This is a genomic window from Nonomuraea sp. NPDC050786 (assembly GCF_040654115.1).
In the GTDB taxonomy this organism is placed as follows: Bacteria; Actinomycetota; Actinomycetes; order Streptosporangiales; family Streptosporangiaceae; genus Nonomuraea.
Genome location: NZ_JBFAHJ010000025.1, coordinates 1 through 12568, shown reverse-complemented (window position 1 = coordinate 12568; position 12568 = coordinate 1). Strand labels below are relative to the sequence as shown.

General features: G+C 71.2%; 12 protein-coding genes. 4 read left to right on the top strand and 8 right to left on the bottom strand.

Annotated features, from left to right (window positions below; genetic code table 11):
• Positions 1–55 precede the first annotated feature (55 nt).
• The 4 genes from recN to AB0H84_RS35850 form a co-directional block, all read right to left on the bottom strand.
• Positions 56–1765: a DNA repair protein RecN gene (recN, locus tag AB0H84_RS35865; RefSeq protein ID WP_357614510.1), complete on the bottom strand. Its 1710-nt coding sequence runs from the start codon at positions 1763–1765 to the stop codon at positions 56–58.
• Between the two features lie 95 nt (positions 1766–1860).
• Positions 1861–2760, bottom strand: a complete 900-nt coding sequence (locus AB0H84_RS35860) for an NAD kinase (protein ID WP_357614507.1) — start codon at positions 2758–2760, stop codon at positions 1861–1863.
• Positions 2757–3569, bottom strand: coding sequence for a TlyA family RNA methyltransferase (locus tag AB0H84_RS35855; protein ID WP_357614505.1), 813 nt, complete (start codon positions 3567–3569; stop codon positions 2757–2759). Before AB0H84_RS35855 ends, AB0H84_RS35860 begins: the two co-directional genes overlap by 4 nt.
• Positions 3566–3727, bottom strand: coding sequence for a hypothetical protein (locus AB0H84_RS35850; protein ID WP_357614502.1), 162 nt, complete (start codon positions 3725–3727; stop codon positions 3566–3568). The genes AB0H84_RS35855 and AB0H84_RS35850 overlap by 4 nt, the downstream gene beginning before the upstream one ends.
• A 119-nt stretch (positions 3728–3846) precedes the next feature.
• On the opposite strand from AB0H84_RS35850, the gene AB0H84_RS35845 reads away from it, so the two are divergent.
• Complete coding sequence (locus AB0H84_RS35845; RefSeq protein ID WP_357614499.1) at positions 3847–4203, top strand: SCP2 sterol-binding domain-containing protein; 357 nt, start codon at positions 3847–3849, stop codon at positions 4201–4203.
• Between the two features lie 164 nt (positions 4204–4367).
• Here the strand turns inward: AB0H84_RS35845 and AB0H84_RS35840 are convergent, their stop codons facing one another.
• The gene (locus AB0H84_RS35840; RefSeq protein ID WP_357614496.1) at positions 4368–5339 is read right to left on the bottom strand and encodes an HAD-IIA family hydrolase; all 972 of its coding nucleotides are present in this window, start codon (positions 5337–5339) and stop codon (positions 4368–4370) included.
• A 190-nt stretch (positions 5340–5529) separates the two neighbouring features.
• The gene (locus tag AB0H84_RS35835) at positions 5530–5952 is read right to left on the bottom strand and encodes a tetratricopeptide repeat protein (protein ID WP_357614493.1); all 423 of its coding nucleotides are present in this window, start codon (positions 5950–5952) and stop codon (positions 5530–5532) included.
• A 110-nt stretch (positions 5953–6062) separates the two neighbouring features.
• On the opposite strand from AB0H84_RS35835, the gene AB0H84_RS35830 reads away from it, so the two are divergent.
• Positions 6063–7751, top strand: coding sequence for a DUF1015 domain-containing protein (locus AB0H84_RS35830; RefSeq protein WP_357614491.1), 1689 nt, complete (start codon positions 6063–6065; stop codon positions 7749–7751).
• Between the two features lie 158 nt (positions 7752–7909).
• On the opposite strand, the gene AB0H84_RS35825 is transcribed toward AB0H84_RS35830, so the two are convergent.
• Complete coding sequence (locus tag AB0H84_RS35825; RefSeq protein WP_357614488.1) at positions 7910–8329, bottom strand: single-stranded DNA-binding protein; 420 nt, start codon at positions 8327–8329, stop codon at positions 7910–7912.
• Positions 8330–8439: 110 nt separating this feature from the next.
• Here AB0H84_RS35825 and AB0H84_RS35820 point away from each other — a divergent pair, with 110 nt between their 5' ends.
• On the top strand, positions 8440–9372 hold the full coding sequence (locus tag AB0H84_RS35820; RefSeq protein WP_357614485.1) for an MBL fold metallo-hydrolase: 933 nt from the start codon (positions 8440–8442) through the stop codon (positions 9370–9372).
• A gap of 207 nt (positions 9373–9579) precedes the next feature.
• Here AB0H84_RS35820 and AB0H84_RS35815 read toward each other — a convergent pair whose 3' ends face one another.
• On the bottom strand, positions 9580–10689 hold the full coding sequence (locus AB0H84_RS35815; RefSeq protein ID WP_357614482.1) for a hypothetical protein: 1110 nt from the start codon (positions 10687–10689) through the stop codon (positions 9580–9582).
• On the opposite strand from AB0H84_RS35815, the gene AB0H84_RS35810 reads away from it, so the two are divergent.
• The gene (locus AB0H84_RS35810; RefSeq protein ID WP_357614479.1) at positions 10627–12285 is read left to right on the top strand and encodes a hypothetical protein; all 1659 of its coding nucleotides are present in this window, start codon (positions 10627–10629) and stop codon (positions 12283–12285) included. The two genes, AB0H84_RS35815 and AB0H84_RS35810, sit on opposite strands and share 63 nt — an antisense overlap.
• Positions 12286–12568: the final 283 nt, after the last annotated feature.

Below are 12568 nucleotides of genomic sequence, written 5' to 3'. Positions count from 1 at the left end.
GTGAAACAGCGCAGGGGCCACGCATCACGCGGCGTGTCCACTATGTCACGCAGGATCACCTGTCTGCCGCGGCCAGACCGAGCAGTTCTTCGGCGTGCGCACGGCCCAGCTCGGAGTCCTCCAGGCCGGCCAGCATGCGGGAGAGCTCGCGTACGCGGCCCTCGTGGTCGAGCGTGACCACGCCGCTGCGCACGACGCTGCCGTCGCTCGCCTTCTCCACCACCAGGTGCTGGTCAGCGAACGCGGCCACCTGCGGCAGGTGCGTGACCACGATGACCTGCGCGGTGCGGGCGAGCCTGGCCAGCCTGCGCCCGATCTCGACCGCGGCCTTGCCGCCCACGCCCGCGTCGACCTCGTCGAACACGAACGTCGGCACCGGGTCGGCACCGGCGAACACCACCTCGATCGCCAGCATGACCCGGCTGAGCTCGCCGCCGGAGGCGCCCTTGTTGAGCGGGAGAGGCGGCGCGGCGGGGTGGGCGGCCATCCGCAGCTCCACCTCGTCGCGGCCCTCGGGGCCGAACTCCGCACTCTCGGCCAGCTGGACGACGACCCTGGCGTGGGGCATGGCCAGCGCCGTCAGCTCCTCGGTCACCGCCTGGCCGAACCGCTCGGCGGCGGCCTGGCGCACCTTGGTGAGCTCGCCGGCCAGCTCGGTGAGCCGGGCGGTCAGCTCCTCGTATTCGCGGGTCAGCTCTTCGATGCGCTCGTCGTCGCCCTCGAGCTCGGCCAGCCGCGCGGCGGCCTGCTGCGCCCAGGTCAGGACCCCGGCGCTGTCTTCCGCATATTTCCGGATCAGCCCGGACAGCACGGAGCGGCGTTCCTGCACCGCCGCCAGCCGGGCCGGGTCCGCCTCGATCGACTCCGCGTACGCCGCCAGGTCGGTGGCCACGTCGGAGATGAGGTAGCCGGCCTCGGCCAGCCGATCGGCCACGGAGGCGAGCTGGGGGTCGAAGTCGCGCACGACCTCCACGGCCGCCCGCGCCTCGCCGAGCAGGGAGATCACGTCGTGCGGGCTCCCCGCCGCCTCCATCGGGTCGCCGAGCAGCGCCGTGTGCGCGGTCGTGGCGGCGCTGCGCAGGGCATCGGCGTGCGAGAGCCGCTCCTCCTCGCCGCGCAGCTCGGCGTCCTCGCCCGGCTTGGGGTCGACCTTCTCGATCTCCTCCAGGCCGAAGCGGAGCATGTCAGCCTCCTGCGCCCGCTCCCTGGCCCTGGTGGTCAGCTCCTCGAGCAGCGCGCCGACCTGCTTGTGCCGTTTGTACGCCTGAGCGTAGGCCCGCAGCGGCTTGACCAGCTCGTCACCCGCGTAGCGGTCGAGCGCGGCGCGCTGCCTGGCCGGCTGGAGCAGCCGCTGCTGGTCCATCTGCCCGTGCACCGCCACGAGGTCGTCGGCCAGGTAGGTCAGCGTGCCGACGGGCACCGTGCGCCCGCCGAGCCACGCCCTGGACCTGCCCTCGGCCGAGACGGTGCGCGAGATGATCAGCTCGCCCTCCTCGACCTGGCCGCCGATGTCCTCCACCTGCTGGGAGACGCGCCCGCCCGGCTCGACGACCAGCGTGCCCTCGACGGACGCCCGCTCGGCTCCCGGGCGGATGCGCGAAGGGTCGGCCCGGCCGCCGAACAGCAGCCCGAGCCCGGTCACGACCATCGTCTTGCCCGCGCCGGTCTCGCCGGTGACCACGTTGAAGCCTGGCGAAAGCTCGAGAACGGCCTCGTCGATGACGCCGAGCCCCTGGATGCGGACCTCCTCGACCCTTGGTCGCACTGCCCACTCCCGTTCACTGCCGTGTCTGATGGTCACACGCGTCGTTTCCGAACACCTGCGCCCATGTGATCCTACGCGCTCTCCCCTCCATTGACTCAGGGTCGCACCCTTCCGCGCCAGCCCTGAACAGGAAGCTCGAACTTGGCGACCAGCCTGTCGGTGAACGGCGCGCCGGTGCTCTCCACGCCGTGCAGGCGGGCCAGGCGTACGGGATCGGCGCCCCTGCGCACCTCCACCCGCGAGCCGGAGGGCAGCTCGAAGCGGCGGCGACCGTCGCACCACAGGACGCCGCCCGGCGTGTCGGGCAGGATCTCGACGGCCAGCGTGGAGCGCGGGGAGGCGACCAGCGGCCTGGCGAACAGCGCGTGCGCGCTGATGGGCACCATGAGCAGCGCCTCCACCTCCGGCCATACGACGGGTCCGCCCGCCGAGAAAGCATAGGCGGTGGAGCCGGTCGGGGTGGCGCAGATCACGCCGTCGCAGCCCCACCGCGACAGCGGCCGGCCGTCGATCTCGGCGACCACTTCGAGCATGCGCTCCTGCTTTTCGACGGTGACCTCGTTGAGCGCCCACGTGTCGGCGAGCACCCGGCCGTTCAGCCTGGCGAGAACGTCGATCGTCATGCGCTCCTCGACGTCGTAGCGGCCTCCCACGACGCTGTCGACCGCGGCCGAGAGATCGGCGACCTCCGCCTCGGCCAGGAACCCGACGTGCCCGAGGTTGACTCCCAGCAGCGGCGTGCCGGCGGGCCTGGCGAGCTCGGCCGCGCGCAGCAGCGTGCCGTCGCCGCCGAGCACCATCATGACCTCGGCGTCCTTGACGGCGCCCGGGTCCGCGGGCACCGCCTCGACTCCGCGGCAGCCGATCTCGCCGAACTCCGGCTCGAGCACGCGTACGGCGATCCCGGCGTCGACCAGCCGGTTGATGACCAGGCGGGCGCTCTCGACTGCGGCGCCCCGCCCGGTGTGTACGGCGACCAGCACGGTCCGTTTCATTGCGGCCCTTCCGCGACGGCACGCTCGATCTCGGCCTCGAGGTCGGCGACCGGCGGCTCGCCTTCCCCCTTGCCCAGCCAGAGCAGATATTCGACATTTCCCGACGGTCCCGGCAGCGGGCTCGCGGTCACACCGCGCACGGCCAGCCCCAGCTCCCGGGCCTTGGCGGCGGCGTCGCGAACGGCGCCCTTGCGCAGCTCGGGATCGCGTACGACGCCACCTGCCCCCACGCGCTCCTTGCCCACCTCGAACTGCGGCTTGACGAGCATCACGAAGTCGGCCCGCGGCGCGGCGACCGAGGCCAGGGCGGGCAGCACGAGCCGCAGCGAGATGAACGACAGGTCGCCGACGACCAGCGTGGGGGGCTCGCCGACCATGTCGGGGGTCAGGTCCCGGACGTTGACGCGCTCCATGACCGTCACCCGCTCGTCGGTGCGCAGCGACCAGGCGAGCTGGCCGTAGCCGACGTCCACGGCGAGCACGTGGGCGGCGCCGCGGCGCAGCAGCACGTCGGTGAAGCCGCCCGTGGAGGCGCCCGCGTCGAGGCAGCGGCGGCCCTCCACCCTCAGGCTCTCGAACGCCTCCAGCGCGCCGAGCAGTTTGTGCGCTCCTCGCGAAACATAGTCGGGCCCCTCTTCCGAGGCCGCGACGACGATGGCGGAGGCGGTGTCGACCTGGGTGGCGGGCTTGCGGGCCTGCTGGCCGCCGACGGTGACCCGGCCGGCCTCGATGAGCTGGCCCGCCTGCTCGCGCGACCTGGCGAGGCCCCGGCGTACCAGCTCGCTGTCGAGGCGGATCCTGCGGCTCACAGCTCTTCCACGGCGGTGGCCAGCGTGGACTCGAGCCCGGAGAACGCCTCCTCGAAGACCTCCACGTGCTCACTCACCGGCAGCTCGGCCAGGCGGCCGAGACCGGCCACGATGGCGTCGACCCGCTCGTCGCCGGTCTCCTCCGGCAGCTCACTCATGACTCGACGGTAACGCCTCCCGCGAGCGCCCGGGACCTTGGCAGGCGTGTCATGCGTTGTAGCCCATACGGGGGTGCTACTCATGTGGAACGCTACGCTCCCCCAATAAGGAAGAAAGGATGCGCACCATGGCAAGCGTCGAGGAGTGCCGTACGGCACTGGTCAAGCTCGTCGCCCAGTTCGACGAGATCGACGAGGAGGACCGCGCCAAACACGTGGTCGAGCGGACGGTCAGCTGCCGCGTCAGCGACCTTGATGTGATCTTCTACGGCCGCCTGCACCGCGGAGGGCTCGACCCGTTCACGGAGCAGCCGCCTCCGAACGGCAAGCCCGCCGACGTCAAGCTCACGATCGCGAGCAACGACCTGATCGCGCTGGTGGACGGGGAGCTGGACCTGGCCAGGGCGCTGCTCGGAGGGCGCGTGAAGGTCGACGCCAGCTTCGGCGACCTGCTGCGCCTGCGCAAACTGATCTGACTCCCCTGTCCCCTTCGCTCTGACCCCCGGAAGCCCCCATCCCCTCTCTCCGGAGCACTCACGACCCCGACCGTTGAGGCGCTCACCCGCGACGAGACGCCACTCACCCGTCAGGACCTGATCGATCCCTCACGTGGAGGAGCGCATCCGCTGTCGCTTCGCGCTCAACCGAGCCGATCGAGCACGGGCTTGACGGCGTCCTCCTCGAGCCGGCCCTCACCGGCCGCGGTCCAGGCCGCGTCACACGCGGCCCGCAACCCGTCGATCCGGCTACCGTCACCGTCGAGGCGCAGCACACCGTCCTGCCACCGGGCCCGCCACCCCCCACAGGCCCCGTCCCGTACCTCGGGATACGGAAGGAGCAACGCGCCCAGGTCATCACCGACATAGGTGGGCCGATGCCGCGGAGCGGCCGTCAGCACATCGGCGGCCGTGGCCACCCCGGTCAGCACCAGCAGGCTGTCGACGCCCGCGTTGGACGCCCCCTCGATGTCGGTGTCCAGCCGATCCCCCACGACCAGCGGCCGCCGCGCCCCCGTACGGATCATGGACTCCCGGTGCAGCGGCGGATCGGGCTTGCCCGCGTAAACCGGCTCGACCCCGGTGGCGGCGGCGATCACCCGGACCATCGCTCCGTTCCCCGGCAACTCCCCCCGCTGGGTAGGCATCGTGCTGTCCCCGTTGGAGGCCACGAACCACGCCCCCTGCCGCACGGCCAGCGCCCCTTCCGACAGCAGCCCGTACGACAGGCCGGGCGCGATCCCCTGCACCACGGCGACAGGCGACTCGGCGGCGGTCGAGACCGGCCGCAGTCCTCGATCCCGTACGGCCAGCCGCAGCCCCGACCCGCCGACGACGAGCACGTTCGAGCCGGGCGGCACCCTCTCCGCGATCAGCCGGGCCGCCGCCTGCGCCGAGGTCACCACGTCACCGGCCGTCGCAGGCGCCCCGAGCTCGCGGAGGTGGGTGGCGATGGCGGCGGGCGTACGGGAGGCGTTGTTGGTGACGTACGCGAGCCGCACCCCACGCCGCCGAGCCTCCTCCAACGCCGCAGGCGCCCCCGGGACCGCATGGCTGCCGAGGTAGACCACGCCGTCGAGGTCGAGCAGCAGGGTGTCATAGCCGTCGATCAGCACAGCGCCGCCTCTCCCCGTTCGCCTTTCACGCCGCGTGAGACTCTAGCGCCGCCCTCTCGCCCGCCTGCAGGAGGGCCGACCATCTCCACCCCCGCGACTCCCAGCGATCCGCCGGGGCCGCGCACGCCACGGGCGCACCCCGGTAGCACAGCAACGGGAACGACATCACAGGACGAAAGGATCAGCCCGCCTACATATCCCGGCGAGCCCGCAAGGTAGCGCGAACACTCTTCAAGGCCGAAACATAGTGCCGCTCATCCGGACGCATGGCCACCGCGATGGCCAGCGGTTCCTGAGCGCCCTCCACATCCCCGGTCCGCCACAACGACAGCCCCAGCCCGAAGTAGGCATAATCCTCAGCCGGATTGAAATCCACGATCTGCCGGAAACTGGCCGCCGCCTCCGCGTACTGCCGTGAGTTGAACTGCGCCCGCGCCAGCGCCTCCAGGATGCTGCGCGACTCCGGTTCAGCGGCGGCGGCACGCTCCAGCAACGCGGCAGCAGCAGCCGGACTGCCCTCCTTCAGCAACTTCACCCCACGCTGATACCAGTCGTAAACATTTCCTCTAGGAGCGCCTGAGTTGTCGTCGTGAACGTTTCCATCGTGGGTCATGCGTGAGGACTCCTTCGGCGCTGAGGGGCGGTGCCGCCCCGCCCTGCTGCGGGACGGGCACGACTGCAACCAAGGGGCGACTTCCGGAAGGCACAAGCATTTATGGGAGCATGCCCGGTATGGGGACTCCTGAACTGCCGTTGCCGGATGGACTCGTGCTACGGCCCTTCCGAGGCGTACGTTTCGCTGTCGAAGATCCCGCCAAGGTGACCTCCCCGCCGTACGACCTGATCTCCGATGCGGACGTGGACGCCCTGCTGGACTCCCATCCGAACAACGTCGTCCGTCTCATCCTTCCCCGCTCGCCCCGGGGCGACTCCCCGGCCCAGCGCCCGACCGCCCACCGGCAACCCCCGCCTCAGCACACCCCCACCGCACCGACCACCCCGCCACAGACCGCCCCTTCCCACAACGCCCCGCCCCCCAGCGCCCCGCCCGCCAGCGCCCCTTCCCCAGCGACCGAGGCAGCGGCCGCAGACCGTTACACCGAGGCCAGGGACACGCTGAGAGCGTGGCTGGACTCCGGCGTCCTGGTCCCGGACGAGGCGCCGGCGCTGTACGTGTACGAGCAGAAGGGGCCGGGTGTCCTGCAACGCGGCCTGATCGGCGATGTGGGCCTCGCCGACCCGGGGCAGCGCATCATCCTGCCTCACGAGGACGTCGTGCCGGGACCCATCGCCGACAGGCTCGCCCTCATGAGCACCACCCAGGCCAACCTCGAACCCATCTTCCTCCTCTATGACGGCGACCACGGCACGGCCACCCGCATGGTGGGCGAGGTGGCCTCGACGCGGCCTCCCCTCGTGTCCGCGCACACGGAAGACGGCCTCACGCACCGGCTGTGGGCGATCACGGACGCGTCCGAGATCGAGGCCATAAACGCCGATCTCCACGACCGCCAAGCGCTGATCGCCGACGGCCACCACCGGTACGCGACGTACCGCGTACTCCAACGCCAGGAGCACGCCACCCGCCGCCACGCGCACCCCGAGCGACTGCCCCACCCGGAAGCGCCATCGTCGAGCCCGACCTCCACCCTTCAGCAAGCACCGCCATCGCGCACCGCCGCACCGGGGATGCACCCTCTCTCTGAGGGACCCGACACCAGCGGGAGCGCCGGTTCTGGCGGCGGGATCGCCCCCGAGCACCCCACACCGCAGCGCACCGCAGCGAAGGCCACCGAAGCCGCGCACCCCTCACCCGAGCCCGCCACAGCGGGACCGGCGGTCGGGCCGTGGGACTTCGGGTTGGCCTTGCTCGTCGACTCCACCGCTTACCCGCCCAACCTCCAGGCCATCCACCGCGTGATCCCCGGACTTCCCCTTTCCGAGGCCGCCGCCAAGGCCAAGGGCTCGTGGCGGGTCCGCGACTTCGACGACCTGGCGCAGGGCTTGGCCGCGCTCGAGGAGGCTCCGGAACCGGCCTTTCTGCTCGCCGGCGGGGGCGGCGGCTCCCACCTGCTCACCGACCCCGACCCGATGCAGCTGGCCCACGCCATGCCGCCCGACCACTCCGAGCGTTGGAACTCCCTCAACACCTCCGTCCTCACGGAGTTCGTGCTGCCCAAGGTGTGGGGCATGCACGACGACGAACAGACGGTGCGGATCGTGCACCACGACACGGATGCCGCAGTGCGGCTGGCCGTCCGTACCGGCGGCACCGCAGTGCTCATCAAGCCCCTGGCGGTCGACGACGTGCTGGCCGTCGCCGCCGGCGGCGAACGGGTGCCCCGCAAGTCCACCTCCTTCGGCCCGAAGCCCAGGACCGGCCTGGTCCTCCGTACCTTCGCCATCGACTGACGCAACCGCTCCCCCTCCCACTTGACGTCACGGTCCACAGCGCCCACTGCCGCCACACGCCTCGCAGCGGCCCGCAACGCGCACCCAGCCAGGCTCGTAACCCCAGGACAATGGGCCCGCGCGCGGGCACATCGCCCCCCGCACGGGCGACGGCGCGGTCAGATCGCCGGTGCCAGGTAGGCCACTTGGCGGGGGATCAGCGCGGCCAGGCGCCCATTGGGGCTCAGGGTGGGGTCGTCGGGGAGGGCGTCGAGTTGGGGGAGGTCGGCTTCGTACGGCTTGGCGGAGCTCACTTCCACCTCGTATCGCCAGGTCTTGGCCGCGGACGGGCCGAACACGCGGCAGCGGAAGGAGCCCGTCACCTCCAGGTAGTCGCGCGGCCTGAGACTGCGGACTATGGCGGCCGTCTCCGGGTCGAAGGTGACGCACGGGATGCTGTCCGTCAGGGCTGCTCCGCGTCTGTGACGACGGCGGCGCACGATGATGCGCCACTTCGTCACGGTGTCGCCGCTGGGCAGGGGCTGCTCCTCGACCGCCGCGGAGAGCCGGCCCACCAGCAAGACTTCGTTTCGGTCCACTGTCGTCCTCCTGTCGATGCTCTGGTGGAGATCACTCTCTACGATGAGGAGGAGCCCGGATCGGCTGGAATGCCGTTCTGGGGATGACGGCTGGACGCTCGGGAGTTCCTGTGGACAACATCACCGCGCTGGGCGGCGACGTCTATGAGATCGACACCAAAATGGCGGGATACACGGGCATCACCGCCGGTTATCTGATTCTGGGTGATCGGCCGTGCCTGGTGGAGACGGGTACGTCGACCTCGGCGCCCGTGGTGCGTGACGCGCTCGCCTCGCTCGGTGTCGGACCGGAGGACCTGGCCACCGTCGTGGTGACCCACATCCATCTGGATCATGCGGGCGGGGTGGGCGACATCGCCAGGTTCTTCCCGTCCGCGCAGATCGTCGTACACGAGAAGGGTGCCCGCCATCTGGCTGACCCGTCACGGTTGATGGCCAGCGCACGGATGGTGTGGGGCGACAAACTCGACGTACTTTTCGGCGAACTGTCCCCCACCGAGGCCGAACGCATCGTCGCCCTCGGCGACACCGGAGCCATCGACCTGGGCAACGGCCGCACGCTGAACAGCCACTACTCGCCCGGGCACGCGAAACATCACGTGGGCCTCGTCGACTCCGTCACCGGCGATCTGTACGTCGGCGACGCGGCCGGTGTCTACCTGCCCGAAACGGGCGATCTGCGCCCCGCGACCCCGCCACCGGACTTCGACCTGCATACTGCGCTCGACTCGATCGCGCTGTTCGAGGCCCTTGGGCCGCAACGGCTGCTGTTCAGCCACTACGGGCCGGTGGACGCCGTACAGGAGACTCTCGAACGGTCCGCGGAGGAGCTCCGCGTCTGGGTGGATCTCACCAAGCAGGCGCGTTCTGAGGGAATGGACCTGGACCACGCCGTGGCCATGGTCAGAGAGCGTACGAAGGAGCGTTACAGCCCGCTGGAGCCCGATGACGACGGGGGCATGAACGAGCAGCTCGAGCTGCTGAGCGGTGCTCCGTCGAACGTCGCGGGGATCCTCCACTGGCTGGACCGCGTCTCACCGTAGCCCGCCCGGTGCCGTCCCGCCGCCCACGTCCACACCGCCGCATCACCGGTTCCGTTGGGGGTCCCCCATGTGTGTGCGGGACGGCTCCAGTGCGGTTGCCCTACGAAGGGAGCTGTGAGGGGCCAGGCCCGCCGTGTCCCGCCGTACCGGAACGCCATGACAGCGGCGGTACGGCGGGACGTGCGGAAGCCTGTCGAGCCTTGGACGTCAGTTGTCCGTCTTCGGCTTGTCGTCCGAGGCGGGGTCGTCGGGCTCATCGAGCACGTCACCGAAGTTCGGCTCGATGAACGCGGGGGTGATGCTCGGCGCCTGGAGCTGGGGCGTCACCTCGGGCGCGTCCTGCCGTCCGGCCGAACCCTCGGCGGCGTCCGTCAGGCTCTCCTCGTCCTCGTTCTCGTCCTCGTTCTCGTCCTCGGCCGGGCCGTGCTGCTGCTCGGGGCCTTCGTCACGCACCGCGGCCGCGCCGGCCTGCTGCGGCTCCTGCTCCGGTACGGCAGCCGAACCCTCCTGATCTGCTGCAGCAGCCAGGCTTTCCTGCTCTGCTACGGCAGCCGAGCTCTCCTGACCCGACGCCTCAGCCGGACCCTCGTGCTCCGGCCCGTCGGACGGCTCCGCTGGCTGCGGCTCTCGATCGAGTACGTCGGCAGGCCCTTCCGCGACACTGCTCTCCACGACCGGTTCGTCCTCCAGGAGGTCACCCGCCTCGTCGGCGTCGTCGAAGTCCTCCTCGACGTCCTCGATGACGGCACCGGTCAGCTCGGCGTACCGCTCCGCCGCGTCCGTCTCTCCGTCCTCGTCGAACGCCATGGCCCTCCCGAACCAAGCCGCGGCCGCCTCCTGCTGCCCGGCGTCGGCCAGCGCGTCGGCGTACGCGAACGCCAGCCGCGCCGACCACGGCTTCGGCTGCGGATCCCGCAGTTCGGGGAGCCGCTGCAGGGTGATCACGGCGGCGTCGTGCTGGCCGAGGTCGCGGCGGGCGCCGGACTCGACGATGGTCAGCTCGATGCGTCCAGCTCGGTCGAGGCGCTCGGCTTCCGGTGAACGTACGAGGTCGATCGCCCTCTCGGGACGGCCGAGACCGCGTTCGCAGTCGGCCATGACCGGCAGGTACGCCTCCGAACCCGTCATCCTCCTGGCCGCGCGTAGATCGCTCAGCGCCTCGGAGAAGTGCCCGGCGCGGTAGGCGACGATGCCGGCGGCCTCGCGTACGACGCCGATCCTGGCCGCGAACCTACGCGCCACCTTCGTGTGCTCGTGCGCCCGGTCCGGGTCGTCGTCCTCGAGCGCCCGCTCGGCGGCGACGAGGTGCCGGCCCACCAGCTCGGCGAGGTCGCCAGGGAGGGAACGCAGCTCCTCACGGACCTCCTTGTCGAGCTCCTCCGCGGTGACGTCGGGCGGGACATCGGGCAGCTTCTCACGCTTCGGAGCGTCTTCCTCGCGGTCGGGCCTGCCGTACCTGGCGCGGGTGCCGGAGGAGGAAGGACGCTCGGCGCGGTCGTCGCGCGAGAACGGGCGGGCGGCGCCACCTTCGCGGCGGGGACCGGAATCGCCCTCACGACGGTCGCCGTAACCGCCACGACGCGGGCCTCGATCACTCTCGCGCCGGCCGCCGTAGCCACCCTCGCGGCGCGGACCCCGATCGTCACGGAAGCCGCCTTCGCGACGGTCTCCGTACCTGCTCTCTCGCCGATCCCCGGAGTCGCCCTCGCGGCGCGGCCCACGGTCCGCATAGCCGCTGTCGCGACGCGGCCCACGGTCGCCATAGCCACCTTCCCGGCGGGGACCACGATCGCCGTAGCCGCCCTCCCGGCGGGGACCACGATCGCCGTAGCCACCTTCCCGGCGAGGTCCACGATCGCCGTAACCGCCTTCCCGGCGAGGTCCACGATCGCCGTAACCGCCTTCCCGGCGAGGTCCACGATCGCCGTAGCCACCTTCCCGGCGGGGACCGCGGTCGTCGCCCGAGCCGGGGCGTGCGGGGCCACCCTCGCGGCGGGTGCCGAAACCACCCTCGCGACGGTCGCCGTAGCCACCCTCGCGCCGAGGACCACGATCATCCCGATCCCGGAACGAACGACGCTCATCACCCTCAGGGCGCGGACCCCGATCATTGCGGAAGCCGCCCTCGCGACGGTCCCCGTATCCGCCCTCGCGACGGGGCCCACGATCGCCGTAGCCGCCTTCCCGGCGCGGACCCCGATCGTCACGGAAACCACCCTCACGACGGTCCCCGAACCTGCCCTCACGACGGTCGCCATAGCCACCCTCGCGACGGTCACCGTAACCGCCCTCGCGCCGAGGGCCACGGTCATCCCGATCCCGGAACGAACGACGCTCGTCACCCTCAGGGCGCGAACCGCGATCGTCGCGGTCCCGATAGGTACGACGATCGTCACTACGAGGTCCGCGATCGTCACCTTCACGCCGAGGGCCACGGTTGTCCCGGTATCCGCCTTCCCGGCGCGGCCCACGATCGCCGTGGCCGCCTTCCCGGCGCGGACCCCGATCGTCACGGAAACCACCCTCACGACGGTCCCCGAACCTGCCCTCACGACGGTCGCCATAGCCACCCTCGCGACGGTCGCCGTAACCGCCCTCGCGCCGAGGGCCACGGTCATCCCGATCCCGGAACGAACGACGCTCGTCGCCCTCACGGCGAGGCCCGCGATCGTCCCGATAGCCCTCATCGCGCCGCGGCGCCCGGTCTCGGCCGTAGGAGCGCGACCTGTCGTCGGAACGGAACGGACGGTCGCCGCCGGAGTCTCGCCCGCGAGAGCCGTACCCGCCGCTCCTGCCGTCTCCGCTGGAGCGCCTATCCCCGTAGTCGCCGCGCCCGCGCTGTCCGCCGTCCGATCCGTTATCTCTGTTCACTTCTGGTCCATTTCGTTGGCTCACCCAGCGGACTCACAATGACGGTCCACCGTGGCTGGGTCGCCGCCCGTCCTCGGGCCTTACGCGACGAAGGCCACCTGTGGGGTGGCCCGGTTCCTCCAGCCTAGCAAGCCCAGCAACGTCCATGAGCCCAGATGAGAGCCGCTTCCCCGGTGGAGGACCGATTCACGGCGCCGAGGATGCCGGCGCGGGCGTCAGCAAGGTCTTTCTCAGGGTACGGAGGACAACAAAAAGAGGGGGGGGGGCCCCCCCCGCCGGGGACCCCCCCCCCAAAAAATATTGAGGCGGGGGACGAAACACCCCC